Annotated in this window: 22 protein-coding genes; 14 read left to right on the top strand and 8 right to left on the bottom strand. The window is 35.7% G+C overall.

Translation table 11 applies throughout. The annotated features are described in order from the left end of the window. Positions 1-11: 11 nt before the first annotated feature. Positions 12-1,094: an S-layer homology domain-containing protein gene (locus EGX95_RS14780; protein ID WP_000516912.1), complete on the bottom strand. Its 1,083-nt coding sequence runs from the start codon at positions 1,092-1,094 to the stop codon at positions 12-14. 380 nt (positions 1,095-1,474) lie between these two features. Between EGX95_RS14780 and EGX95_RS14775 the strand changes: the two genes are divergently transcribed. Continuing rightward, complete coding sequence (locus EGX95_RS14775; protein WP_001071913.1) at positions 1,475-1,807, top strand: DUF3895 domain-containing protein; 333 nt, start codon at positions 1,475-1,477, stop codon at positions 1,805-1,807. A gap of 99 nt (positions 1,808-1,906) precedes the next feature. On the opposite strand, the gene EGX95_RS14770 is transcribed toward EGX95_RS14775, so the two are convergent. Further along, a complete protein-coding gene (locus tag EGX95_RS14770) occupies positions 1,907-2,614 on the bottom strand; it encodes a DNA alkylation repair protein (protein ID WP_000346345.1) in 708 nt (235 codons plus the stop codon). Positions 2,615-2,918: 304 nt separating this feature from the next. Here EGX95_RS14770 and EGX95_RS14765 point away from each other — a divergent pair, with 304 nt between their 5' ends. The 5 genes from EGX95_RS14765 (at position 2,919) to EGX95_RS14740 (ending at position 12,758) form a co-directional block, all read left to right on the top strand. Next, on the top strand, positions 2,919-3,377 hold the full coding sequence (locus tag EGX95_RS14765; protein WP_000978302.1) for a hypothetical protein: 459 nt from the start codon (positions 2,919-2,921) through the stop codon (positions 3,375-3,377). 532 nt (positions 3,378-3,909) lie between these two features. After that, entirely contained in the window at positions 3,910-5,685 is a 1,776-nt protein-coding gene (locus EGX95_RS14760; protein WP_001022197.1) for an S-layer homology domain-containing protein, read from the top strand. A gap of 301 nt (positions 5,686-5,986) precedes the next feature. Next, positions 5,987-6,739 (top strand): DnaD domain-containing protein, encoded by a 753-nt coding sequence (locus EGX95_RS14750; protein WP_000312126.1) that lies wholly within the window; start codon positions 5,987-5,989, stop codon positions 6,737-6,739. 109 nt (positions 6,740-6,848) lie between these two features. Further along, a complete protein-coding gene (locus tag EGX95_RS14745) occupies positions 6,849-10,268 on the top strand; it encodes a DUF4132 domain-containing protein (protein ID WP_000210764.1) in 3,420 nt (1,139 codons plus the stop codon). Positions 10,269-10,367: 99 nt separating this feature from the next. Continuing rightward, entirely contained in the window at positions 10,368-12,758 is a 2,391-nt protein-coding gene (locus EGX95_RS14740) for a penicillin acylase family protein (RefSeq protein WP_000454343.1), read from the top strand. Positions 12,759-12,871: 113 nt separating this feature from the next. On the opposite strand, the gene EGX95_RS30925 is transcribed toward EGX95_RS14740, so the two are convergent. After that, on the bottom strand, positions 12,872-12,997 hold the full coding sequence (locus EGX95_RS30925; protein ID WP_012644485.1) for a hypothetical protein: 126 nt from the start codon (positions 12,995-12,997) through the stop codon (positions 12,872-12,874). 314 nt (positions 12,998-13,311) lie between these two features. On the opposite strand from EGX95_RS30925, the gene EGX95_RS14735 reads away from it, so the two are divergent. From EGX95_RS14735 to EGX95_RS14700, 7 genes are all read left to right on the top strand, one after another. Beyond that, the gene (locus EGX95_RS14735; protein ID WP_063246663.1) at positions 13,312-14,139 is read left to right on the top strand and encodes a helix-turn-helix transcriptional regulator; all 828 of its coding nucleotides are present in this window, start codon (positions 13,312-13,314) and stop codon (positions 14,137-14,139) included. Between the two features lie 293 nt (positions 14,140-14,432). Next, positions 14,433-14,672: a cupin domain-containing protein gene (locus tag EGX95_RS14725; RefSeq protein ID WP_000997182.1), complete on the top strand. Its 240-nt coding sequence runs from the start codon at positions 14,433-14,435 to the stop codon at positions 14,670-14,672. 201 nt (positions 14,673-14,873) lie between these two features. Continuing rightward, on the top strand, positions 14,874-15,941 hold the full coding sequence (locus tag EGX95_RS14720; RefSeq protein WP_000739757.1) for a glycoside hydrolase family 113: 1,068 nt from the start codon (positions 14,874-14,876) through the stop codon (positions 15,939-15,941). An 89-nt stretch (positions 15,942-16,030) separates the two neighbouring features. Then, positions 16,031-16,222 carry a DUF378 domain-containing protein gene (locus EGX95_RS14715; RefSeq protein WP_000670803.1) on the top strand — a complete coding sequence of 64 codons (192 nt, stop codon included), beginning with the start codon at positions 16,031-16,033 and terminating at the stop codon, positions 16,220-16,222. Positions 16,223-16,429: 207 nt separating this feature from the next. Then, positions 16,430-17,512: a 3-phosphoserine/phosphohydroxythreonine transaminase gene (gene serC / locus EGX95_RS14710; protein WP_000442932.1), complete on the top strand. Its 1,083-nt coding sequence runs from the start codon at positions 16,430-16,432 to the stop codon at positions 17,510-17,512. A 12-nt stretch (positions 17,513-17,524) separates the two neighbouring features. Then, positions 17,525-18,697, top strand: a complete 1,173-nt coding sequence (locus EGX95_RS14705) for a 3-phosphoglycerate dehydrogenase family protein (RefSeq protein WP_000490254.1) — start codon at positions 17,525-17,527, stop codon at positions 18,695-18,697. A 13-nt stretch (positions 18,698-18,710) separates the two neighbouring features. Then, positions 18,711-19,958, top strand: coding sequence for a DUF1015 domain-containing protein (locus EGX95_RS14700; RefSeq protein ID WP_001063065.1), 1,248 nt, complete (start codon positions 18,711-18,713; stop codon positions 19,956-19,958). Between the two features lie 110 nt (positions 19,959-20,068). Here EGX95_RS14700 and EGX95_RS14695 read toward each other — a convergent pair whose 3' ends face one another. From EGX95_RS14695 to EGX95_RS14675, 5 genes are all read right to left on the bottom strand, one after another. After that, the gene (locus EGX95_RS14695) at positions 20,069-20,479 is read right to left on the bottom strand and encodes a DUF3224 domain-containing protein (RefSeq protein WP_000454092.1); all 411 of its coding nucleotides are present in this window, start codon (positions 20,477-20,479) and stop codon (positions 20,069-20,071) included. Positions 20,480-20,554: 75 nt separating this feature from the next. Next, on the bottom strand, positions 20,555-21,586 hold the full coding sequence (locus EGX95_RS14690) for a S66 family peptidase (RefSeq protein WP_000905853.1): 1,032 nt from the start codon (positions 21,584-21,586) through the stop codon (positions 20,555-20,557). Positions 21,587-22,227: 641 nt separating this feature from the next. Further along, positions 22,228-22,515, bottom strand: a complete 288-nt coding sequence (locus EGX95_RS14685) for a hypothetical protein (RefSeq protein ID WP_000750951.1) — start codon at positions 22,513-22,515, stop codon at positions 22,228-22,230. Next, positions 22,512-23,615, bottom strand: a complete 1,104-nt coding sequence (locus EGX95_RS14680) for a tetratricopeptide repeat protein (RefSeq protein WP_001027121.1) — start codon at positions 23,613-23,615, stop codon at positions 22,512-22,514. The genes EGX95_RS14685 and EGX95_RS14680 overlap by 4 nt, the downstream gene beginning before the upstream one ends. A 285-nt stretch (positions 23,616-23,900) precedes the next feature. Beyond that, complete coding sequence (locus EGX95_RS14675; protein ID WP_000823373.1) at positions 23,901-24,671, bottom strand: hypothetical protein; 771 nt, start codon at positions 24,669-24,671, stop codon at positions 23,901-23,903. 448 nt (positions 24,672-25,119) lie between these two features. Between EGX95_RS14675 and EGX95_RS14670 the strand changes: the two genes are divergently transcribed. Then, a complete protein-coding gene (locus EGX95_RS14670) occupies positions 25,120-25,761 on the top strand; it encodes a F0F1 ATP synthase subunit alpha (protein ID WP_000525480.1) in 642 nt (213 codons plus the stop codon). Positions 25,762-25,897 lie beyond the last annotated feature (136 nt).

The raw sequence follows: 25,897 nt of genomic DNA, 5'->3' as shown, positions 1-25,897 counted from the left end.
TTTGTAACTTATTAACGATCTTTACGTTTAGATATTTCAGCGCGTTGAATATAACCATCAGAGAAGCTGAAATAAAGAGAATAGCTTCCTCGATTATATATAAAGCCTTCGCTAGTCATATCCTCTCCGATTAAATCGGGCTCACCAAACCACTCTTTTAATTCATTGATAGAAATATCCATTTTCACCCATATATATCTAGCGTCCCAAGGGTACATATCAATATTATAATCGCCGTATACCGCTATATTAGGTGCATCACATTCTGTACATGGTGCTTTTTTCAAAACATCAGGCACTCCATATTCTTTTTTTACTTCAGATATATCTTTACGCAATGAATTTAATGTAAATGGACCAAACGTTCCATTCTGTAAAGCGGTTGTTAACATTTGTTTCAGTTCTTCTTTTGAATTGATGTTGAAATTATAATTTCTGTTTTTTGCTATTGCATTATAGAAAAATTGTGCATACTGCTCACGCTTCACAAATGTGTTTCCGTTAAAATTACCGGACTCGTCACCTTGTGCTATACGGTTACTACGCAGTGTATTTACAGCTTCATAAGCCCAATGACCTTTTGGTACGTCTTTAAATTTTCCTTGTTCTTTTGATTCTAAATGAAATGCTTTTTGTAATATTACTGCCATCTCATATCGAGTTAATACATCATCTGGACGGAATGTACCTGTTCCATCACCTGTCATAATTCCAGCTTGCGCAATGGCTTTAATATCTTTTTCAAACATATGATTTGCAATATCACTAAACATATTTCCTTGTTTATCGTCTACTTTTAAACCTAAATGTCGATTGACTAAAGAAGCTACCTGTCCTCTAGTAACATTGTCGCCAAAACCAAATTTCCCATTTCCATACCCCTTATAAATCCCTGCTGCTGCTAAGTAATCAATAGCATCTTTTGACCAGTGGTCCTTTGGTACATCTGTAAATACAGTGTTCGTATTACTAGCTACATTATAGCTATTCGTAGTTGTTTGTGCATTAGCTGTGCCTACCATCGTTGTAGTTACTAGTGCTGCAGTAATTACGAATCCGAAAAAATTTTTAGCTTTGCTTGTTTTCTTCCCCATTTGCGCAAGCCTCCCCGGTTTCATTTAACTTTATTAAATATACTCATTACGATGCATGCATTTAATACAACTAAATGCATGCATCGTAATTGTAACATGTAAGTTATAATTATTTGTCATTTATTTCCGTAATGTGGATGGAATTTTGATAATATAACCAAAAATGTGGATAATTGATATTCAGCGTTATTTAATGATGATACATACAGTAAAATGTTCTGTTTTCCATTCTACGATAGAAAACAGAACGTATATTTGGTATAATCGAAATATACTATATGAAACGATGTACATGAGTTTGACATGTATGTATTAAGGTACGTACTACATAACAATAACTACGCTTTATACAAATCAATCGTTAGAAAGGAAAAGAAGTAATGAATCAAATTTCATTTGAAGATTTATTTGAAGAAGAAAACGCGAAAGAAAAGGTGGAGGTAGCTGAAATACCAGTACCTTTATCACCATTGCAAAGAGATATATTGGAATTAATGGATTCTGAAGAAATAAGTGCACTTGAGCTGTGTGAACAATTAATACGAGCTGGAAAAATATCAGATGAAAGATTCACAACGAATAAGCCGAAAGCATATGGAGAAGTATGCTTACTATTAGAAGGATTTGTTAAAGAAGGAAAGCTTATTTTTGTCAAAAGTGATGAGAAAAGAGATAGGGTTTATAAATGGAATGAAGAAGCTTCTAACATATAAGTTGTCCAGAGGCAAACGAATGTTTTCTAAGAAGAGAGTTCAGTAGTCAAAGAAAAAAGTGGTAGCAATCACGAAAGATTGCTACCACCTTTTTCTTTTTTAACATCTTACATATTTACGTTTGAACCCAAGTCTGCCTCTATCAAGTTCTTTCTGAATACTCTCTGCAGCATTTAGCAAACTGCTTTTTTTATTAGCACGTTTTACTTCAACTATACCAACTTCTTTTGCAATCTCGACTGCCTTTTCGTGTAGTGGCACATATGAAATTGCTACAGTGTTTAGAAAATTATTCATAGCGGATTTAGTTCGTTCTGGCGAATCATGGATTGTCTTTTTCACCATTTCAAGCATATCGGAAAGTTTGCTTTCAGAAAACTCATCGTCTTTGCGATTTCCTAAAAGCCAGCAGTAGCAACTCCAGCCTGCAGACATTTTAAGCTCTTCACCACTTGCAATCCATTTATCAGCAACTTCTTGAGCGATATTTGATTCGGATAAAGTAACTGCCACCACATAATCAGACAACATATAAAAATACGCTCCGTCTATCCATCGATCAAAATCAGACTCCCTCATAGCTTTCGGGTCCGCAATAATGCCTGCAAAATACATAGCATCGTAGTTGCCTGTGGCATAAAGTTCTTCTGCTAACTTTTGGTTTATTTTTATTTTTTTTGCGATTGGTTTCATAGCACCTGTAGCTACGCCGAAAACTGGTTCCTGCGCACCGTTAGATATGTATATTTTTTTCGTTCGTTCCTTGCCTAGAGCTTCAAGCTCTTGCATAACTGTTTTAAAATCCAAAGCTGTGCACTTCCTTTCTTTATGTAAAGACCATTTTAATTGCGAACAACTAGCCAATATTTTTTATCATGTTTTCCATACTTTCTAATTTTAAATCTTATGTGAGTAGGATGTCTACTTTCTATCATTTGTTGATAATTCAGTTAGTGATTTTGAAATTTTAGCTTTTTACATAGAGTTTTAGCATAAAAAAACTAATGATTAAAATTTCACTTTAACTTTGACTCTTTCTCGGTATTATCATGTTATTATTTGGTAAGGGGATAAATGGAATGTAAAGTTAAACATGTGAGGTTGGTTATAAATGATGAAGACATTTACGAGAATAGTATTAACTGCAGTGATGCCAATTAGTATGAGTATGGGTTGTGAAAATACTGAAAAAACTGAAGCAAAAGAGCCGAAAGCGATACAATCGGAGAAAAAGGATTATACGGATTACTCATATGGAAGCAAAGGTATAGTAGTAAGCGGAAAAGCGAAAGAACGTCAACAATATGAGGTTGGATATATGGATGATAACAAGTTAATTGGGATTGACGAAAATATTGAGGACTGTATTGTATTAGATAATAAGGATAAAGCAGGTCTTGTTTGGAAACAAATAGAGCGTGGATCGATTATTGAAGTGCAATATGGTAAGGATCGCAATGATATTGTAGGCGTACAATTAGTAGGAGATCGTGAGCCATACGAAATTAGTGATAAGTTTGATCGAAATACGATAAACGAGATTGTCGAAAATGTTAAAGGGAATTTGTAATAGAAGCTAAAATGAAAAAATATTTAAATTTACTATTAATAAAGTCGATTCCTTATGGAGATAAGAAATCGACTTTATTAATTATCTTTTTTGTAAGTTGTCTTTCCAAATAAAACTCATTTCAATGTAAAAGGTTACATCTATATTATCGCAAGAATGTAAAAATGTTAATATTTTCAAAGAGGAAAGTATAAGGAAACAGCATTTATTTAATAGAGACTTGATAGTTATGAAAAATTATAAACATCCTTCTTGTTGAAGCAAAACAGTAAAAGGTATCCTAATCTATTTTTTGAGAAGTAGTAGTGTGCATGTGCAAAAGGGGACAAGTTCTTTTGACGGCAATAGCAATTGGTTATAAAATAATGTCTGTTAAGGGATTTTTTAGAAACTATCATTCGCCTGCTGGGGATAAAATGAAAAGGCGGAATAACCATATTTTTATACATAGTAGATTCATAGTCTTTCACGAATGAGAAAATAAAGGGAGGTTGAGATATTTACACGAACAGTGTAGATATCGATTACAGCAATGAATATTAAAAAACGAGTAATCGCACTATCAACAAGTCTAGTAATTTTAGGGAGTGCACCTTTATCAATATCAGCAGAAGAGATAAATAAATCTCATAATGACCAGCTTCGTATTGCACAAGGGGAGCGTGGAACGAACGTATTACGTTATTCTAATTTCAATCTAGAAACTCCAGATCACATGCAAATTAATGAAGCAGAAGTATCAGAGAACGAGGAAATTCTTCTAGAAGAATATAAACATAAACATGATGAAACAGAAGAGTTACATAAAATGAAAGAAGCGAAAAAAGGTGAAGTAGCAGAAGATGAAGCCATTTCAAATATTGAAAAGGCATTTGAACATGTAGACGGTCGAAATGATGGTTCTACTCGCGAAATGAAGCCGGTTGAAAAGCGAAGAGCTATTCAGTATAGCGCATCGATGACTACGAAGAAATATGGAACACTTGCAGGTGTCCCGTTTGTAGAGTGGATTGTTCCAGCAGGAAACCCTGATATTCGCCCCGCTAATCCGATGAAAGCACGTTATATTACAATTCACGAAACTGCAAACACTGCCCGCGGTGCAAATGCTGAAAACCATGCGAAGTATTTATATAAACAAGCAACGGAAGGTACGTTCCGAACAGCTTCATGGCATTTTACTGTAGACGATAAACAAATTTATCAGCACTTACCAACAAATGAAAACGGTTGGCATGCAGGAGATGGGGATGGATCAGGAAATAGAGAATCTATCGGGATTGAAATTTCAGTTAACCAAGATGGAGATTACAATAAAGCGTTAGAGAATGCAAAGAGACTTGCAGGTTATTTAATGAACAAAGAAGGTATTAGTGCGGACCACATTTATAGGCATCAACAATGGAGCGGGAAAAACTGTCCTGATATTTTAATTTCTCGTGGGAATTGGACTGGCTTCGTACAAGGTATTCAATGGTATGCAAATGTTAACGCACAAATTGATTCGCCTTTACAAGAAAGAAATGAGCTATTTGATTCCAATGAATATAATCCAGCTGAACCTAATATGGAGCTTGTAGTGAATGGTGATGGTATAAACGTACGTAGTGGTTCGGGACTTGAACATCATATCGTTCGTAAAGCTTCAAACGGAGATCGTTACAAAGTGTTAGCAGTTAAAAATGGTTGGTATAAAGTAGGTAACGATGAGTGGATTTTCTATAACCCAAGTTGGATTAAAATAAACTATAATATGCCACATAAAGAAGTACAAAAACCAAAAGATGATATTACAGGTGGATGGTTTGAAGGGAACATTCGTAAGCTGAACAGCCTTGGAATTATGCACGGTGAAGGAAATGGTGTATTTGCGCCTTATCGTAATGTAACGAGAGCTGAGTTTGCTGCATTAATTTCAAATGCTCTCAAGCTACCGGAAGGAGATAAGTCATTTGTAGACATTAACAAAGCGCATCCATCACTTCATAGCGGTATTAAACGTAGTGCAAGTGCAGGAATTATTAACGGTCGTGGCGGCGGGATTTTTGATCCTAACGCATCTATCACACGTGAAGAAGCATCGATCATGATTGACAACGCATTACAGTATAAAGGTGTTACAGGTGAATTAGTTGCATTGTCATTTAGGGATAAACATTTGATCACATATAAACAGCCTGTTCAACGATTATATAGTTTAAAGGTAGTTACAGGTGTTGGAAATAATGTGTTTAATCCGAAAGGCACGACAACTCGTGGTGAAGCAGCTGCCTTTTTAGTAAAGATGTTAGATGCAAGTCAAAAATAGAAAGAATGATAAAGGAGCTATCCAAAATGAGAATTTGGAACAGCTCCTTTTTATATAAGCCCTTATTAAGCCCCTTCCAAGCCCCTTCCAAGCCCCTTATAAGCACCTACCAAGTAATAAATCACTAAGAAAAAACAAAACAAAAACAACTACAAGAACAAAAAAGCGCGAAAAAATAAAACCGTCGTTGTAGTAGTTAAAAAAATTTGGAATTCAACTGCAAAAACCAATCCCTCACTCCTATATGTATATTGAAGGATTGAAATCTGCCTTTTTATAAGTGCGAGGGGGAGTTAAACATATGGCGGTGTACCGTAATGTGCAAGTGAACTTTTGGCAAGATGAATTCATATTAGATTTAACGCCAGAGGAGCGTTATTTTTACATATATTTGTTAACTGGTACGAAAACGAAGCAATGTGGAGTTTACGTATTACCGAAGCGAGTGGCAGAGCTGGAAACAGGTTACAGTATGGAAACTGTTGAGAAATTGTTAAGTAGATTTGTGGAATACGGCAAGATTTTATATGATGCGGAAACGAAAGAGTTATATATAATAAATTGGCTACACTATAATCCTATTTTAAATACGAATGTAGAAAAATGTGTGTTACGTGAGTTAAAGACTGTAAAAAATAAAGAATTCATACATATGTTTTTACGTACGTGTCTGGAAGAAAAATGGAAGATCCCATTGTTATTGCAGTATTTTGGTATGCCAGAGGAAGAGGATACTAGTAGTTTACAAGAAGTTGTTGAAGAAATAAAAGATGTGGAAGTGGAAGAGGACACTCTACATAGTGAAGTTTATAAGTTTTACGAGCAACATATAAGTAGTCTATCCCCATATATCGTGAAGGAATTGAAAGAATGGATACGAAAAGTTTCAGGAGAGAGAGTATTAGAGGCGCTTAAAATTGCGTTTGAACAGAATAAGAGAACGCTCGCTTATGTGAAGGGGATTTTGAGGAATTGGTGTATCGAATATGGTGGAGAGAAGTGTGTAATGGGTAGTTTAGAGAGAAGGAGAAGTGTTTTGAGTAGTGTGTTTTAATTTACATTAATTTAATATAGAATGTATGTTCGTTTCGGTAGATTTTATGCTATACTACCATTAAATAAGGATGTTTTTATAATGGATAAAAGATGCGGGGGAACAAAGTTTGACTACAAATACAACTCGGTTATTTCAATATATTCATATGACAGAAAAACAGGAACAATTATCACTGCTATATTTACAAACAAAAGAAGAAGAGATTTTGAAAGATATTCAATTAACGACAATTCGAGATCAAAGAAGAGGCGATTTTGCTGAGCGGTTTATAAATGATTTTAGGAAAGTGCATAAGCAAGATCCAGCTTTCTTACGATTATTCTATTACTTGTTAGGGGAGCAGTTGTTAAATGTTCTTATAATAAGGTTTAAATATGTAGATTTTTCTAATATGAAGGTTTATTTAGAAAAAAGTGCACTTCCATTGGATCAACTTGTAGTCATTGCATGTAAATATTTAACTAATATCTCTAGTTATGTGAATGAGGCGTATAGTTTTCTGAAAGAGTTAACAAAAGAGAATCCGAACTATATAGAGAGACAATTACATACTTTACTAAATAAGCAACAACTATCACTACTTCTCGTAATGTTTGAAGTAGATTATGAGAGGTTCCATACGTATAGCTCTTTATTGGAAGAGAGATTAAAAGAACATGCTGAATTTATTTTGAATTTGAATGGGGAAAAGGAAAAGATTGAAGCAACTGAAAGATATATAAAAGATGAAAGTGATAGGGAATTATTTTTAGGTGGAAATTTACCGGACTATATTTGGCGACTGTTATTTCATGTCCATAAGTATTCAAACGTTGCGAGGCGATATGTGGAAATATTAGCAAAGAAAAACGTGTGGGGGTTTATAAATCATGCTACGTGTTACGTGTGTCAAACTCTCAATCAGCCTCAAAACTATAAACGAACAGGGAGTGTAAATAAGAAAACCTATAATGAAATTCAAAGTTTTTGTAAACAGTTTTGGATTTCTGAGGAAAGATTCTTTGCGCACCGCCTGAGGCAACATGATTTAAATAATGAAGAATTTTGTAAAGCGTATGAATATGAAATGTTATGCTCCGTGGCGGAAGAAAATCCTGAATTTGTTCAACGTACTTTGCAGTATATAAGTAAAAGTAATTACCTCATAATCGCACGAACGTTAGCTGAAAAAGGACATGAGTTAAATAGAGGGAGAATGCGAGAAGAATTTTTTATCGCTGCTTTGCAACTTAAGTTGTCTACGGTGCGGGATACGTATCGTGATTATTTACTCGGGAAATTGTCATTTGATGAAATGAAGCAAATACTTACAAACCCGAAATATAGAAATATGTATTGGGATATGCCAGTTTTAGAAGTTGTACTTCTTTGGGATATAGATGATGTAGCAAAAAGAGAAGCGGCACTTACCTTGCAATTTGGAGATGTATATAGTGTTAATTTATATGAACTTCTGTATGAGTGTTCAATTAGAGGAATAGAACCAGAACAAATAATAGAAGATCTACTTTCTTATGGGCTAAGTAAGGAAAAGCTGATCGATTATTCAGTTGAACAAGTCTCACATTATGTAGAAGAGAGAAATAAAGCGAAGGAAGCGCTCGTTACAATCATTGTAAAAGAACAGGCATACATAATGGAACGATTTGATACGTATTCTGCTGAGGCAAAAGCGTATATTTTGAATGAATTAGCAAGAGATAACAAGGTTGAAATACGTCCAGTTTTAATTAAAAACTTAGGTGATTCATCTAAAAAATTACGTAAGTCTATAGTTGAGCTGCTTTCAAAAGACATAGAAGCGGCAGAATATGTAGCGGTTGAACTGAATAATAAAAAGAAAATTGTTCGTGAAAATGTGATGAAACTGCTTATAGAGTATAAGATCGAAAAATATACAGAACTTGTACAGGAAGCTTTGCAAGATAAGAAGAATGCCTCTTTGGCCGAGAAGTTTGCTCCGTTACTTGAAACGGAGAGAAGCGCAGAAAATATAGAAGAACTTTGTGGCCGTATCGTAACGGAACAAAAAAGAAATTCACTTCTGCAATTGATTGGGGATGAACCACAAATCCGTCTTCGTCATTCTAATGAAATTGCCGATGCTACAATTCCATTAGCTTATTTGCAGCAGTACATTTCAGATTCTGTTATCGAGAAGAAAGAAGAAGCTGAAGCGATTGGGAGTACTTTAAATGAACAGGACTTGAAAGAATGTGTGCAAGAAATATATCAAACATGGATTTCTCAAGATGCAGATGTGAAGAAACGCGGTATTCTTTCGTTATATGGAATATATAGTGATGACAAAATGGTCGGCATACTGAAAAAGCAAATCGATGAATGGGTGCTCGATATGCGAGGGAAAATTGCAGCTGATGCTGTTCGGGCTTTAGGCTTGTCCTCATCTAAGCTTGCACTTATGTCTATTCATGCAATGGCCTTTAAATATAAACATAAACAAGTGCGTAATGCGGCAAAAGAAGCACTAAGTCTCGCTGCAAAAACACGTAGTATAACGGAAGAGGAGCTGGAAGATCAACTGGTACCAAATCTTGGTTTCAATATACGTGGTGAGAAGGAGATTGATTTTGGGAATAGGTGTTTTACGGCCATATTAACTGCAGAGTCAAAAATTGAATTAGAGACAGAAGAAGGGAAACGTATGAAGTCACTTCCAAAGCCGAATGCAAAAGATGATATAGAAAAAGCTGAATTAGCTAAGAGAGAGGTATCCACTTTAAAGAAAGAGCTTCGAAGTGCTCTTTCCATGCAGAAACAACGTTTGGAAGCTGCTCTATCAAGAAAGCGCTATTGGTCATACGATTCGTGGAAGGCGCTATTTCTGGAGAATCCAATTATGAAGCAATTTGCAACTTCACTTATTTGGGGTGAATATACGGAAGGAAAGTTACTGGAAATGTTCCGTTATGCGGAGGATGGTACGTTTTATTCGGTGATAGGAGAGAATCATGAATTTTCGTCTGGAACCGTGATTGGTTTCATTCATCCGTTAGAATTATCCGAAACGGAAAAGGAATTGTGGAAAGAGCAACTGGAACATTCTAAGATTGTCCAGCCGTTCTTACAAATGGAACGTCCAGTGTTTGTAGTAGAGGAAAATGATAAGGTTACTGTTGAGAGGTTTGGTGGTATTTTATTAAATGGTCGCTCGTTATTCGGTAAGATGACGAAACTTGGATGGATTCGCGGATCAGTTCAAGATGGCGGTGTGTATTATACGTTTTATAAAGAAGATACTCGTACTGGATTAGGGGCACAACTGTCATTTAGCGGAGCGCCGATTGGCTATGAAAATGAAGAAGATATATGTGTGTATGATATTGAATTTTATAAAGCAGGTACAGTGAATCGTGGTTCATATGAATACGATGAAATTGATGATGAAAGACGCATTGTGCCAAAAGAAGTAGATAAGTATTTCTTTAGTGAAATATTATATGATGTACAATTAGCGACCGATTCAAATCTTGGTCATAATGAAAGCTGGCGTAATAAACGATAAAAATTCCCCCTTCATTTGTAGGAAAATGAAGGGGGTTTTCAACTTTTCAAAAAGGTTCTTTCAAAATAGAAGCGAATAGTTTGAGAAAGGAGGGGTTATATGGAAGTTGTTATAAAGAAGAAACGAACTAGGGGTAAGAAAATTTTCATTTGGTCTAGTAGTATCGTTCTTTTATTAGTTATTTGTACAGCGATTTTTTTAAACATATATACGCTGAAATCTGTGCCAAAGATAGATGGAACGATAAAACTAGAGGATTTACAACGTGCTGTTACGGTAAAGCGAGATAGTAAAGGAGTACCACATATTAAAGCGGAAAATGCACATGATTTATATTTTTCGCAAGGGTATGTACAAGCGCAAGATCGATTATTTCAAATGGATTTAAGTAGAAGGCAGGCTTCTGGGATGTTAAGTGAAGTGGTGGGGGAAGCAGCTGTTGATCGAGATAAGTTGTTTCGAACGCTCGGTTTACGGCGAGCAGCCGAAGCGTCTGTTAGTCAATATGATGGGGAGGCGAAAGATGCTCTGCAGTCATTTGCAGATGGGGTGAACGCTTTTATACGCGAGGCAAAAGAGGAAAAGAAATTGCCGGTCGAGTTTACTATATTAGGCTATGAACCTGCTGAATGGTCTATTGTTGATACGTTAACAATTGGAAAGTATATGGCGTTTGATTTAGGCGGACATTGGCATGGACAGGCATTTCGATATTGGGCGCTGAAAAATTTGCCGAAAGAGCAAGCAAATGAGTTATTTCCTACATATCCGAAAGATGCGCCTAGATTGCTAGCTGAACTCGAGAATACAAATGTGAATGTTGTACAAAGTTTTGCAAAAGCAATCATTCCACCAGAGTTTAATGGTAGTAACAACTGGGTTATAAGCGGTGAGAAGAGTGCATCTGGTAAGCCGATTTTAGCGGATGATCCTCATTTATCTCTTGCGACACCTTCTATTTGGTATCAATCGAAACTTGAGATGAAAGATTTACATGTGAGTGGCGTTATTTTCGCTGGCGTACCCGGGGTTATATTAGGACACAATGACAAAATAGCATGGGGCGTTACGAATACAGGTCCTGATGTACAAGATTTATATATTGAGAAGAGAAATCCTAATAATGAAAATGAATTTCTGTATAACGATAAGTGGGAAAAAGCTACCGTTGTGGATGAATCTATTAAAGTAAAAGGCGGAAAGACAATACCGTATAACGTTACCGTTACGAGGCATGGTCCAGTTATTTCAGAGTTTGCGGATAAGGGGAAGAAGAAAACGAAAACAGTATTCGCTTTGAAATGGACTGCTTTGGAGCCTTCCGCTGAATTAAAGGCTGTATTAAATATGAATAAGGCGAAAGACTGGAATGAGTTTGAAACGGCACTGCAAGATTTTCATACACCAACTCAAAATTTTGTATTTGCATCAAACGACGGCACAATTGCTTATAAAGCAAATGGAAATATACCAGTGCGTAAAAAAGGTGATGGTAGTCTGCCTGTGCCAGGATGGACAGATGAATATGAATGGGAAGGGTATATCCCGTATGATCAACTTCCAAAAGTAATCAATCCAAAACAAGGGTTTATTTCAACTGCGAATAATAAAATTGTAGATGATAATTATCCGTACCATATTAGTAATACGTGGGCGCAGCCATATAGGCAAATGCGTATTCAAGAGTTTTTACAAGAGAAGGAAAAATATACAGTGAAAGATTTAGAAAAATTACAGATGGATCAAAAAAATTTATACGGGAAAGAATTTACTCCTATATTTTTAAAAGAGTTAAATAAAGTATCTTTAAATGAAGTAGAGAAAGAAGGTGTAAAACAATTAACGAAGTGGAATTTTTACGATAGTAAAGATGAGGCGGCACCGTTACTATTCCATTTGTTAATGAAAGAGATTTCAAATACGTTATTTTCAAAAGAAATACCGAAAGATGTGATGGAGTTATTTGAAGGGAAGTCACAAGTTGTGGATGAATTGATTCGAAAAGAAGTAGCAGGAGAAAATAGCGCTTGGTTTAAGAAATACGGGGGCTTCACAAAAGTTGTGCATACATCGTACGAGAATGTAATGAAGAAATTACAGAAGGAATATGGACCCGATGTTACAGAGTGGAAGTGGGGCGATTACCATCAACTTGCTTTTACACATCCAATTTCAAAATCATCTAGTATGTTAGCACTACTTGCATTTAATCGTGAGAAACCAGTTCCAATTGGCGGAAGTCAAGTTACCGTTCAAGCGGCGAGTTACGGAGATAACGGTATTGTCAATCACGGAGCTTCTTGGCGATTCGTTATTGATACGAAAGATATGTCAAACGGTTATCATATTGTAGGACCAGGACAATCAGGACATTTTAGAAGTGATTGGTATCATGATCAAATAGATGATTGGGTAAATGGCACGTATCATACGACTACATTGAATACGGAGGGGATAGAAGGGAAGGTGTTAAATTTGGAGCCGAAGTGATAGAGTGTTTTTGTTTATGGAGAGGACTAGTAATAATCTTTTTGATAATGAAATCTTATCATTTAGAACATAACCCAGTTCTTAAATCATTTTAACAGCCAGCCTACTATCATTTAATTGGATAGTAGGCTGTTTCCATCTTCGAAATACGCTGTAGCAACTTCTTCAGGATTACGATTATTTCTACATGCTGCAAGTGCTGTAACTAATAAAGCCATTACAACTATTAACATGATCATTCCAGTTTTAAGGGGAATTAGTTAACAAAGACCAGATATTATTTGCAACAGAACTGTTCCTCTGTACCCCTTGTTTCATCATTTTTCTAGGCCATCCAACTTGACAAATGTTTTTTTATCAAACTACAATGAAAATCATTATCAATAATAGAGGGAGGATATTTTTGTAAATAAATGAAAAACAATATATTTATAGGTTAATAACTAGATGTTGTTAAGTCGTATGTACTATTTTTAGTTTAGCGTTGCCCAGAATGTACACCAATTAATCTCACGAATTACAAGAAAACTATAATTGAAATGAGGCTTGCATTGTGAAGTTGGACGTGAATGAGTTAGCAGGGTATCTTGCCAATACTCCTTTCCGAGTAGAAGGAGTATATCGTTATGCTAAAAATCCAGGTGTGCCTTGTGCTGAGTCTACAGATTCTTTCCCAGGATTTGTATTTCCACTTACAGGGAAGACGCAATTTCAATTTAATGGTACGCCGTATATCCTTTCCCCAGGAAAAGTTATACATGGGGGTGCAAAAATGACATTAGCCCATAAAATGCTTGGTGAAATAAACTGGGAATATATTCTTGTTTTATATCGGATAAGCAATTCAGAACGAGAAGACTCTGGCTTTACTCATCAGCATTTTGAATTGTTAACAGGACAATCTCCTCGTCTTGTCGAATTACTTATGCGTCTTTGGGATGTGTATAATCAGCGAGGAGGCATTTCGATGTTTCAGGCTGAAATGCTGTTTCGCGAAGCGTTGAATGAAGCTTTATTAAGTGTTGTCAATAGAGAAAACAACTATGAATCGCATACTTTATTCGAACGAATATCTAGTTGCGTTCATAAATACTATTATAAAGATATTACAATAAATGCGCTTACAGAACAAAATAATGTTAATCGAAATCGTCTTTCTTACGTGTTTAGAAAGCATGCAGGTATGGGGCCAGCAGAATATTTATTGAACTATCGTATAAAGATGGCTCAAAAAATGTTATGTACAAGTGGTGTGCCTGTACAACAAATTGCGCAGGCTGTTGGAATCGCAGACCCTTTTTATTTTAGTAGAGTTTTCAAGAAGCGAGTTGGCATTTCGCCTACTAAATATCGCGAGAAGTTCATCAATAATCCATACTAATGTCAACAGAGGTCCATTCTTATTTGAAAATCACTGTTCTATACTTATGGAGAGTTAAAGGAAACATTAGATTGAAAGTACTTTCATTGAAATCACTCCTTTGTACTATCTGAATGAAAAGTTCTGGCCTGAGCATTTTCTTTTTAAGCGTAATAACGACTTTTTTACTTAGATTACTGTAATATAGCGGAAGTTGAAAATGAGGAGGGATCATTATCCATTACCAACCTATTAAACTAAATGACGAGTTATCTAAAATTAACGATTATTGGTATCCACAAGTGATTAGTGAAATGAATGACGATCAAATTCAGCTTTTTAAAGCTAATGGAGATTTTATATGGCATGAGCATCCTAATACAGATAAGCTATTTATTGTGCTTGAAGGGGAGATGTTCATCGATTTTCGTGATGGACAGGTGAAAATTTCTAAAGGCGAGATGTTTATTGTCCCGAGGGGCGTTGAGCATAAACCGTTCACTGAAAAGGAATCCCACATTATGTTGGTAGAGCCTAAAAGGGAAATGGATTGATAATCGTAAAAAGATAAAAAAGGAGCGGAAATCCGTTCCTTTTTTATTTATCTTACTATTTTTGGAAACTTAGTGTGAATAAAATGTGAATAAGGGATGAATAGCATTTTTATCAATAAAAATTTATTGGATTTTTTGTGGAATATATATGAAACGTTGTATAAAATAATCAAGAAAGCCAAAAATTATAGGGGGAAAGTTGTGAAGAAAAATAAGAGTTTAATAAGTTTTTTAGGAGTGTTTATTATGCTGTTTTCTTTTTGTTTTCAAGGAAATGTACAGGCAGATGTAAATACTGTTCAATCTGGAAAAATTAAATCAGGAAATGTAACGGTATGGGAAGTTGGAAATATAGCGAAAGTGTTAGCTGATGTAGAGCGCTTAAATTTAAATACAGTAAATGTACCGATTCAGGTAGATATTCCGAATGTGACTTCTACGAACATGGTAATTAATCAAGCGCAAAAGCAACAGGCTATTATTTTAATTCAAGAATTATTAAAGCGTAATATTCAAGTTATAGTAGAACCGTTCCCATATATTCAGCAAGGAAATGTTGGAGAAACGGAATGGAATCCAAGTAATATTAATGATTTCTTCTGGAATTGGAAAACGGTTATTTTGCAAGACATCTTTAACTCGATTACAAGTAAATACAATGTGTACGGGCTCAAGATTGCTTCTAATTTCGTGAATATGGAATATGCAGAAGGATATTGGAGCGATACGATTGATTTTGTTCGCCAGCAGTATAAAGGAAATGTTTTGTATCAAATGAATTGGTGGTTAACAGCAAGCTGGGATCCTTCATATGAAGCGAAGTTTGTTGAGAAAATAAATCGTCCGTATTTAAAGAAGGTAGACATTGTTAGTATCGATAGTTGGTTTGAAGTTTCGGAAAAAAGAAATCCATCATACGAAGAAGTGAAGCAAAGTTTATTTGCGACGACAGTGTATAACCGTGGACAAAATGTTGTTCAACAACTAGAACAATTACATAAAGCAACAGGAAAACCGGTTTATTTTGGTGGATTTAACGTTCCGGCGCGTGAACTAGGCTTACAAAATCCGTGGAATCCAGATGTTTCTAATGTGTTTTCAAAAGACGTACAATTAAACGGATGGCGCGCTTACCGTGACGTATTAGAACCGAAGCCATATTTTAAAGGCTTTTCAATTTGGTTTATTGGATCAAATAATAGTACGCATGCGTATCAAATACATAGTCAAGAAACGGCGGCAGTTATTAACGGCTGGTACCGAAAATAATTTTTATAAAATAGGTAAGTTTTAAAGTTTACCACATATATTTCTAGTGAAAGGCCTTTCACCATCTTATCACCTAGGGGGCAATCATAATGAAATTTTTGTCTTACCTTACAGTAATTTTGGTGATTCTTGGCGGTTTGAATTGGTTATTTGTAGCGTTAGATTACAATGTAGTTGAGAAATGGTTTGGTTCTATGCCGGCGCTTGTGGACACTATTTATTGGCTCATTGGTCTTTCTGCAATTTATCAAATTTTTGATCGGTTCTTTACGGATAATTAGCTATTATTCTTTTATTACTAGAGTGTTAAGTACGATTATGTACTTAACACTTTTTTGTGTGTTTATAAAAATATTGGCACTTGCAAGCGATTCCATTGCGTCTTACGCCGTAATAATAGAAAACAAATTGACCGTGTCTTGTATTGTGAGGTATAATTCAGAAAGTTTAAAAAATAAAAGATGAGAAATAGGGAGGTTATTAGGGTGATGGAAAGAGTGTATAATTTTTCAGCAGGACCATCAATACTCCCTTTGCCAGTTTTAGAGAAAGTGCAAAAGGAGCTTGTAAATTATAACGGGACAGGCATGTCTATTATGGAAATGAGTCATAGATCTTCTTATTTTCAAAGTATTATAGATGAAGCGGGTAGCTTACTTCGTGAATTAATGAACATTCCTGATGAGTATGAAGTATTGTTTTTACAAGGTGGTGCTTCATTACAATTCTCTATGATACCGTTAAATTTAATGAATACGTATAAAAAAGCAGGGTACGTATTGACTGGTTCATGGTCTAAAAAGGCACTGCAAGAAGCTGAAAAAGTTGGAGAAGTACAAGTGATTGCTTCTTCTGAAAATGAGAAGTTTACGACAATTCCTAAACTGGATGGTTTACTAGGCGATGAAAAACTAGATTATGTACATATAACAACGAACAATACAATTGAGGGTACGAAATATGTGGACATTCCACATGTAGATAAAGTACCACTCGTTGCGGATATGTCCTCAAATATTTTATCAGAACGATATGATGTTTCAAAGTTTGGTCTTATATATGCGGGAGCGCAAAAGAATCTAGGGCCAGCGGGCTTAACGATTGCAATTATAAAAAGAGATTTAATTGGGGGAGCAGATCGCTCTTGTCCTACAATGTTAAACTATGAAACTTACAGCAAAAATAACTCCTTATATAATACACCGCCGTCCTTTAGTATTTACGTAACGAAACTTGTACTAGAGTGGCTGAAAGAGCAAGGTGGGGTATCTGCGATTGAAGAACAAAATAGAATGAAATCTTCACTACTTTATAATTTCTTAGATGAATCAAAATTGTTTACTTCACCAGTTGATCCTACGTATCGATCACTTATGAACATTCCGTTTACAACACCGTCAGAAGAGCTGAACAGTGAGTTTCTACAAAAAGCGAAAGAACGAGGACTTGTTACACTAAAAGGACATCGATCAGTCGGTGGTATGCGCGCTAGTATTTACAATGCGATGCCAGCACACGGCGTACAGCAATTAGTAAATTATATGAAGGAATTTGAGCTTGAGAATAGATAGGGAGATGGGGATATGTTTCGTGTTCAAACGTTAAATCAAATTGCAGAAAAAGGTTTGCAAGTGCTTAGCGGAGAGCACTATGAAGTAGGGGAGAGAATGGATCACCCAGACGGTATTTTACTTCGCAGCTATTCTTTACATCAAGAAGAGTTTTCAAAAGATTTAAAGGCGATTGCCAGAGCTGGTGCTGGTGTAAATAATATTCCTGTCGAGCGATGTACAGAAAAAGGGATTGTAGTATTTAATACGCCAGGGGCAAATGCTAATGCAGTAAAGGAACTCATTATCGCCAGTCTTATTATGTCTTCACGTAACATTATTAACGGAGTAAGCTGGACGAAAAATTTAGAGGGTGAAGAAGTACCGCAGCTTGTTGAATCAGGGAAAAAACAATTTGTTGGATCTGAAATTGCGGGAAAACGTCTAGGAGTTATCGGACTTGGCGCAATTGGTGCTTTAGTTGCGAACGATGCGTTAGCTTTAGGGATGGATGTTGTCGGATACGATCCTTACATTTCAGTTGAAACAGCTTGGCGCCTTTCTACACATGTGCAAAGAGCATTTAGTTTAGATGAAATTTTCGCAACGTGTGATTATATAACACTGCATATTCCACTTACGAATCAAACGAAGGGGATTATTGGTGAACACGCTGTAGAGAAGATGAAAAAAGGGATGCGTCTATTCAATTTTTCTAGAGGTGAACTTGTAGATGAAAAGGTTCTTCAAAAAGCGTTAGAAGAAGATGTTATTGCACATTACGTAACGGACTTCCCAAATGAAAATGTGATAAAGATGAAAAATGTAACAGCGACGCCTCACCTTGGTGCATCTACGTCTGAATCAGAAGAAAATTGTGCAGTCATGGCAGCGCGTCAATTACGTGAATATTTAGAGACAGGAAATATTCGTAACTCAGTCAACTATCCAAACGTAGAATTGCCGTATATCGGAAAGAAACGTATTACAATCATGCATCAAAACGTTCCGAACATGGTAGGACAAATTACAGGATGTTTAGCAGAACATCATATAAATATTGCGGATATGATTAATCGTAGTAAACATTCTTGGGCGTACACGATGATTGATATTGATAACGGAATTGATGATATAATAAAAGAGAACATTGTGGAAAATATAAGCAAAATTACAGGTGTTGTAGCCGTTCGAATGATTGTGTAAAGGAGAGAGGAATGTGGCAAAAATCCGACCGTTTCGGGCCATTCGTCCAGTAGAAGAAAAAGCAGCACAAGTTGCAGCTTTACCATATGACGTATTAAATAGTGAAGAAGCAAGAGAGGTTGTAAAAGGGAATCCGTATTCTTTCTTACACGTTGATAAAGCAGAAATTGATTTAGACCCAGCGCTTTCACCGTACGATGATCGCGTATATGAAAAAGCGGGTGAAAATTTAAATCGATTGATACGAGAAGAAGTGTTCATTCAAGACGAAGAGCCAGCACTATATATTTATGAACTGACGATGCAAGGAAGAACGCAGTCCGGTCTTGTCGTTTGTACATCTATTGATGAGTATGAAGACGATACAATTAAAAAACATGAAAGAACGCGCCATGAAAAAGAACTTGATCGTATTCGCCACGTAGATGTGTGTGACGCAAATACAGGTCCTATCTTTTTAACGTATCGTACAAAAGAAGAAGTGAAACGTTTCATCGCAAACTGGAAAGCAGAACATACGCCAATCTATACATTTACAGCGGAAGACGGGGTTAGGCATGTTGCTTGGAAAATAACAGATGAAGAAGTAATTGCAGGCCTAGTAAACGTATTTGAAGACATTCCTAATCTTTACATTGCAGATGGACATCACCGCTCCGCATCAGCTGCGAAAGTAGGGCTTATGCGAAGAGAACAATATCCGAATTACACAGGAGAAGAAGAGTTTAATTTCTTCCTATCAGTTTTATTCCCTCACGATGAATTATCAATTTGGGACTATAACCGAGTTGTGAAAGATTTAAATGGCTTGTCAGAGGAGCAGTTTTTAAATCAAATTACGCAGTACTTTTATGTAGAAGAAGCATCTGTTTCTCCGTATAAACCAAATGAACCAAAAACATTTGGCATGTATGTGAACGAGAAGTGGTATAAGCTCACAGTGAAAGAGGAAACGTTTGATGCGAATGATCTTGTGAAAGGTTTAGATGTATCTATTCTGCAAGATCACTTATTAAGCCAAGTACTTGAAATACATGATCCGCGATCTGATTCACGTATCGACTTTGTCGGAGGAATCCGCGGATTAGAAGAACTAGAACGCCTTGTAAATAGCGGTGAATATAAAGCGGCGTTCTCGCTATATCCGACATCAATGGAATCTTTATTAGCAATCGCAGACGCTGGAGAAGTTATGCCGCCAAAATCAACGTGGTTTGAACCGAAACTGCGTAGTGGGTTATTTGTACATTCTTTAAAATAATGATAGACTTCATTAGTTTGAAAAACCGAAATGATTTTAGTTTCGGTTTTTCTTATTTTAAAAGAGTTAAGGACATTCCTAGTATTACAAGAAATGTCCTTTCCACTAAATTATAGGGTATTTTGCTGAAATTCAAACTCTAAAATTAGTTTACTAGTTTGACCTGCAAACTGATAATGATAGGATCCTCTCAGGTTTTTTAAGTTACCGGTAGCTTTAATAATTGTTCCTGGAGAATCTAAATTTCCTTTATCAAATATTCCTTGCTCTATAGCTGTAAATGTCCCTTGTTGCCCCTTATAAATCCCTTCAAAGTGTAAAAATCCAGAAATTTTAGCAGTAGCCAAGTGACCATCATTTATATTTGAGTCTAAATAATATAATAAGTATTCAACAAAAGCCTTTCCTTTTAATTCCCCATCAATATCATATTCAACATGAGCAATATTAATAGGGAAATCTTTTTTATTATCATCGATTGGTTTTTCATCCCATTTACTTACTGTAAATGTTACTTCCATACACGTAATCTCCCTCCAATTATATACTTTTAAAAAGTACCAATTCACAGACATATCTCATAGGAGTGTTTTTATTCATTCCACGCCACTCTCTAAAATAGAAAAAGATACATTTTCACAATCAATTTCCGCCATCGCACCGTAAGGTAAAATAAACTTCGGTTCAGTATGGCCGAAATTTAAATTATAAAGGATCGGCAAATCCTCTAAATGATGTTCCTTCATAACCTGCAGTATTTGATGTTTATATTCTTCATAATATTGTTCATCTTTCGGTTTACCAAAAATGATACCTTTTGCTTTTTGCAGAATGCCTTGCGCTGCATAATTTCGCAACCAATACTTTATATAACTTGGTTCTGGATGATCTTCAGAAGTTTCAAAGAAGAGAATGCTATCCTCCCAATATTTTTTCTCAGGCCAAAGTTCCGTTCCTTTTGCAAATTCCAGTACTTCTATACAACCACCAATTAAACGACCTTGTACAGTGGTAGAGCCTTGAAGTAACTCATATCCATTGTTTTGTTGCATCGTACGTCTTGTATCCTTATTTATCTCTATCCATTCTAAACGCTCACTCGTCCATTCATGAGCTGGTTGAATTTCGCCAATCGTTTCATTGGAAAAGAGAGTTCGATTTACCATTTCAATTGTATATGGATCCATTTCTACATTTTCGGCAAAGTCGGTCAAAATTGCCGGACCGTATAAAGAGGAAAGGCCTGCTTTATGACAAAATAAATGTGAAATAGTAACGTCAGAGTATCCCATAAAAATTTTCGGATTTTCACGTATTACATTAAAATCTATATGAGGAAGTAAGCGAATGCTATCTTCACCGCCAATATTCGCAATAATTGCTTTCACGCGCGTATCTTGAAATGCTGTCATTAAATCTTCCGCACGAGCTTGTGGGTTGTTATAAATGAATTCGCTACCTTTTAAACTATTTGGCATGGGAACAACCGTAAGACCGAAAACTTCTTCTAACCTCTTTACCCCTTGCTCATATCGCCATCTTATTTCAGGATCACCTGCTCCTCCCCATGAAGGACTTACTGTTGCCACAATATCTCCTGCCTGTAATCTCTTTGGTTTTATTAACATGTTAACTCCGCTCCTACATAATGTAATGGACTATGATTATCAAACTGTAGTATTGAAAAATATGATGCATGACATTAGTTTCTTCATCATCAATTCGTTTACCTGCTGGGATTCAAGAATTCAGTCTTAGTATTGAATTGCATTTGAGAATTACAGTATGCAACATTGCATGAGAAAGAGGGGTGCTATTTTCTGCGAGCTGTAACTGTAATGATTATAAGTTTGTCGTATTCAATCCAAAAAATAAAATCATCATGAATGGAAAGGGTACAGTTTTTCCTGAACAAGAAAGCATTGCCTTTAGGCACTTGGGATGAAAGTGGGATTGGATCTGGAGTGTCACTAAAAATTGCAACGTTCGTGGTACTTTAAGTGTCTGAAGTATAGGGAGTTTCTTCGTTTTTTTTGTTGGGGTTTTTAGGGGAGTATTCTTTAATTATTAGATAGAGAGATAAAATGAAAAATACACCTAATTACTAGGTGTATTTTTTAGATTTGAAAACCACATATGTATTGAAATTTTCTCTTGGGTAGAGTGGATCACAATAGAAATCATGTATATATATAATATTCGTTACATCGAATGGTTTCCTTGTAAATATATGAAAATGGTAAACTAAATAGATTTCAATTTGGACAACTTAAATACCTATACCATGTTCAGAATTAGCAGGAGCACCGCCAGTATGTCCATGAGATTCAACTTTCGGAGCAGGGAAATGTGTATGCCCTTCTTGTTTAGGAGCTCCACCAGTGTCGCCGATGTTTAATGCAGGAGCGCCGCCAGTATGTCCCTCAGAAAAAGAAGGAGCAGGTGGAGAAGGGAAGTGAGCATGTCCAGCTTGATTTGTGAAACCTGCGTTTAAGCCAAATGCAGCAATACCCGTAAATACAATACCTACAGCAATTTTACCAATTGTTTTTTTCATTTTTTTAACCCTCTTTCATTTGATTTTTTTGCTACTGTACTATTAAAGAAGTATAAACTTGCTTTCTCATGTTGTTGTTTGTTATAAAACGCAAGAGCTAGTTTTTCAAGATATTCAGAAACGTAACTATATAAGGATTCTCTATTGAAGTATTCAATTCCTTTTAAAACAATCGGTTCAATTTGATCTAATTCATTTTGATTCGTGAAAACTTCTAATATAGCAAAGTGATGTTTATACTCTTCATTACCGAGTTCAGAAATAAGTTGTTTCCCTATTTTAATGTAGTGGTTTGCTTTGTCTACAAGTCCTAATTTTTCATGTTCTTGTGCAAGTAAGAATATAGCTTTGTAGTGAGAAGGGAGTTTTTCAATGACTTGTGTCAGATGACGAATTGCTTCTTCAGATAGATTCTGGCTTGCATATAGTAGTCCTAAATTACCACGAATAAAAAGCTGTAAGGATTCTTCATTTAATTTTTGAAGAATATCTAACGCTTTGTTATAACTTTCCTCAGCTTGTTCAAAATGTCCAACATCTGCATAAGAAGCACCAAGTACACTTAAACAGGAAGAAATATTTCTTTCACATCCGTGTTGTATTTCGAAAATTTCTAATGCTTTAGAAGCATTTACAATGGCAAAACTTGGTTGTTGTTGATGGTAATGATAAGTTGCAAATCGGTAATAGAAATCAGCTTGTTCAATTTGGCTGTGTCCAGATAAAAGTGCTTGTGCTTTTAAGAAATTTTTGTCTGCTTCCTGATATTTATTGATAGCTGTTAAGTGAATCGCTTTATAATAATGATATAGATAAGATAAGTGTTTATCTTCTGTTTTTTCCTGGTCTTCTATGATTTGAAAACTATCTTTCGAGATTGATAGTCCATCTGTCAGAGCTGTATGTCGGAACTGCAGTAATGCGTAATATAACTGATAAAGTGGAATCGTTTCTGTTTCTTTCAAAAGTATTTCTTCATGTTCTTTTTTAGCTTCTTGAAACTGAATTTGTGCTTCCTTAACGTTTTGCGTTAAGATTGCATGGTACCAAGCTTCTAAATGTTTTGTTGTATATGTATGTCCCTTCAATGAAATGTTCATATTAGCCCCCTTGTATATTTTTTTATATAATTGTAACTATAATGGTAACACAATTAAAAGTAATTATATGGAATTTATTGTTTATAAAGAATATTCAGAATTATATAAGTCGGTAAAACCTGTCAGTCCATGTGTTTTTATGAAGAAAAGGACACAATTGACTATAGAATCTTAATAAAATGATGCCACATGTACAATACTAAAATAAAAGTTGAGAAAGTATGCATGAGGTGTGAATAGGGTAAGAAGGTAAAAATCCTAGCTACAATAGCTAGGATTTTTGTGTTAAATAGTCTCACCGTGAGCTTCTTGTTTCGGAGCAGGGAAATGTTCGTGCCCTTCAAGCTTCGGAGCAGGAGTATCGCCATGTCCTTCAAGTTTAGGAGCAGGAGTATCAGCATGGCTCTCAAGCTTCAGAGCAGGAGTATCGCCATGTCCTTCAAGTTTAGGAGCAGGAGTATCAGCATGGCTCTCAAGCTTCGGAGCAGGAGTATCGCCATGTCCTTCAAGTTTAGGAGCAGGAGTATCGCCATGAGCATCTAATTTTGGAGCAGGAAAATCACCATGTCCTTCAAGCTTCGGAGCAGGAGTATCAGCATGGCTCTCAAGTTTAGGAGTCGGCGTATCACCAACATTTAAAGCAGGAGCGCCAGTATTACCATGCGCTTCTAACGTAGGAGCAAAGAAGTCAGCGTGACTCTCTTGTTTAGGAGCCATTCCTTCTCCATGAGTATTCGTGTAGGCAGGGGAATCCCCACCATCGCCTTTATTATAAGCAGGAGCCCATGAATCTCCATGTGAATCTAATTTCGAGCTTAAATCAGCATGTGTCTCTTGTTTCGGAGTCCAAGTATCCCCTTTATTATATGATGAAATAGGGGGTCTTCCATGATCATAAGCAGGAGCGCCACCGTAGTCACCATGATTTTCTAATTTCGGAGCAAAAGTTTCACCGTGCTCAGCTTTTACAACGCCGCCATCCCCAATATTTACACCAAAAAGACCAAGGCTAAACACTGATAACCCTACAACAGCTGTACTAATTTTTCTTTTCAATCTATCTCTCTCCTTTTTATTGTTTTATTTCATTTTGTCTAAACGTGGTAGATAAAATGAAACGAATCGTAAAAAATTCCAAATATATTACGATATACGAATAATTCTGTGTAATATTTTGTAAAACCTCCTTGAAATTTGAATTTTATGAAAATAAAATTCGACATGGTTCATTATTCAACTAGTTGAATAAATTTTGATTGAGTTTTTATAAAGCTATTCGTTAACCTTAGGACCGAAAGTAGATCTTAATTTCTTTATACCGTGGTCATAAGGTTATTTTAGCTTTGAATTAAATTAAAGCCCTCTTGTTGTATATTTAAAAATTACAGTATGCATCATTGCATGAGAAAGAGGGTTGCTATTTTTTACGACCTGTAACTATAATAGTTACAGGTTGGTTGTATCCAATCAAAAATAAAATCATCATGAATGGAGATGTTTCATAATGGGTATGAAAAAAATAATTTTAGCAGGTGCTTTAGGAATCGCAGCATTATCAGGAACAAATGTACCAGGATTAGAACTAACAAAAGCGAGTGCAGCTTCTATTGAATCGAATTTCTCGACGTTAGAAGGACGAGTAGTAGAAGTAGATAACGGTGTAATTGTTGTAAAATCTAAGCAATACGAAGAACCTGTTAGCGTATATATAGATTCACTTTCAAATGTGAAAGTAGGAGATGAAGTAAAAGCTACTGGATCTATGATGCGTAATTTTACAGAATATATGGTTGCAACTGCAATTGAAAATACAACAAACAAATTAGGTATGCATATGAAAGAAGACGGCTCACCTGATTATGTAATTGGAGAAGTAGCAAAAGTAGGAACGATGGAAGATGAGGGAGACGGTGCTACTAAATATGCAGTAGTGGAGTATCCATCGCTAAACGGGAAGAAAGTGATTATTGATGTTTTCTTAACAAAGGGACAAGTATTTCATACGGGTGAGAAAGTGAAAATTGATATGAAGTATGTAGGCTGGGGCGGAAGTTCTATTAACTGGAACACAGTTGACCATATTGAAAAAGTTCATGAGGTAAAGAGTAACGTTGAAAATAATGATGATGTTTGGATTTGGTCTTAATTAAAAACCTGTAAATAACAAAAGTATCATGTAGTATCCAGCAAATGTTGATGTGTATAACCATTTGCTGGATACTTTTTTGCTTTGTATTTTTTGAGAATAAGGAATATCCGACTAGAATATGATGTTTAAATCG

The sequence above is a fragment of the Bacillus sp. FDAARGOS_527 genome (assembly GCF_003812125.1).
In the GTDB taxonomy this organism is placed as follows: Bacteria; Bacillota; Bacilli; order Bacillales; family Bacillaceae_G; genus Bacillus_A; species Bacillus_A paranthracis.
Note: the sequence above shows the minus strand (reverse complement) of the source record. Positions and strands in the feature narration are given on the sequence as shown.

Excerpts from the sequence above, each read along its gene's own strand:
- EGX95_RS14780 (WP_000516912.1), bottom strand. The coding sequence starts at position 1,094 with ATGGGGAAGAAAACAAGCAAAGCTAAAAATTTTTTCGGATTCGTAATT.
- EGX95_RS14775 (WP_001071913.1), top strand. The coding sequence starts at position 1,475 with ATGAATCAAATTTCATTTGAAGATTTATTTGAAGAAGAAAACGCGAAA.
- EGX95_RS14765 (WP_000978302.1), top strand. The coding sequence starts at position 2,919 with ATGATGAAGACATTTACGAGAATAGTATTAACTGCAGTGATGCCAATT.
- EGX95_RS14760 (WP_001022197.1), top strand. The coding sequence starts at position 3,910 with ATGAATATTAAAAAACGAGTAATCGCACTATCAACAAGTCTAGTAATT.
- EGX95_RS14750 (WP_000312126.1), top strand. The coding sequence starts at position 5,987 with ATGGCGGTGTACCGTAATGTGCAAGTGAACTTTTGGCAAGATGAATTC.
- EGX95_RS14740 (WP_000454343.1), top strand. The coding sequence starts at position 10,368 with ATGGAAGTTGTTATAAAGAAGAAACGAACTAGGGGTAAGAAAATTTTC.
- EGX95_RS30925 (WP_012644485.1), bottom strand. The coding sequence starts at position 12,997 with ATGATCATGTTAATAGTTGTAATGGCTTTATTAGTTACAGCACTTGCA.
- EGX95_RS14725 (WP_000997182.1), top strand. The coding sequence starts at position 14,433 with ATGAATGACGATCAAATTCAGCTTTTTAAAGCTAATGGAGATTTTATA.
- EGX95_RS14715 (WP_000670803.1), top strand. The coding sequence starts at position 16,031 with ATGAAATTTTTGTCTTACCTTACAGTAATTTTGGTGATTCTTGGCGGT.
- serC (WP_000442932.1), top strand. The coding sequence starts at position 16,430 with ATGGAAAGAGTGTATAATTTTTCAGCAGGACCATCAATACTCCCTTTG.
- EGX95_RS14705 (WP_000490254.1), top strand. The coding sequence starts at position 17,525 with ATGTTTCGTGTTCAAACGTTAAATCAAATTGCAGAAAAAGGTTTGCAA.
- EGX95_RS14695 (WP_000454092.1), bottom strand. The coding sequence starts at position 20,479 with ATGGAAGTAACATTTACAGTAAGTAAATGGGATGAAAAACCAATCGAT.
- EGX95_RS14690 (WP_000905853.1), bottom strand. The coding sequence starts at position 21,586 with ATGTTAATAAAACCAAAGAGATTACAGGCAGGAGATATTGTGGCAACA.
- EGX95_RS14685 (WP_000750951.1), bottom strand. The coding sequence starts at position 22,515 with ATGAAAAAAACAATTGGTAAAATTGCTGTAGGTATTGTATTTACGGGT.
- EGX95_RS14680 (WP_001027121.1), bottom strand. The coding sequence starts at position 23,615 with ATGAACATTTCATTGAAGGGACATACATATACAACAAAACATTTAGAA.
- EGX95_RS14670 (WP_000525480.1), top strand. The coding sequence starts at position 25,120 with ATGGGTATGAAAAAAATAATTTTAGCAGGTGCTTTAGGAATCGCAGCA.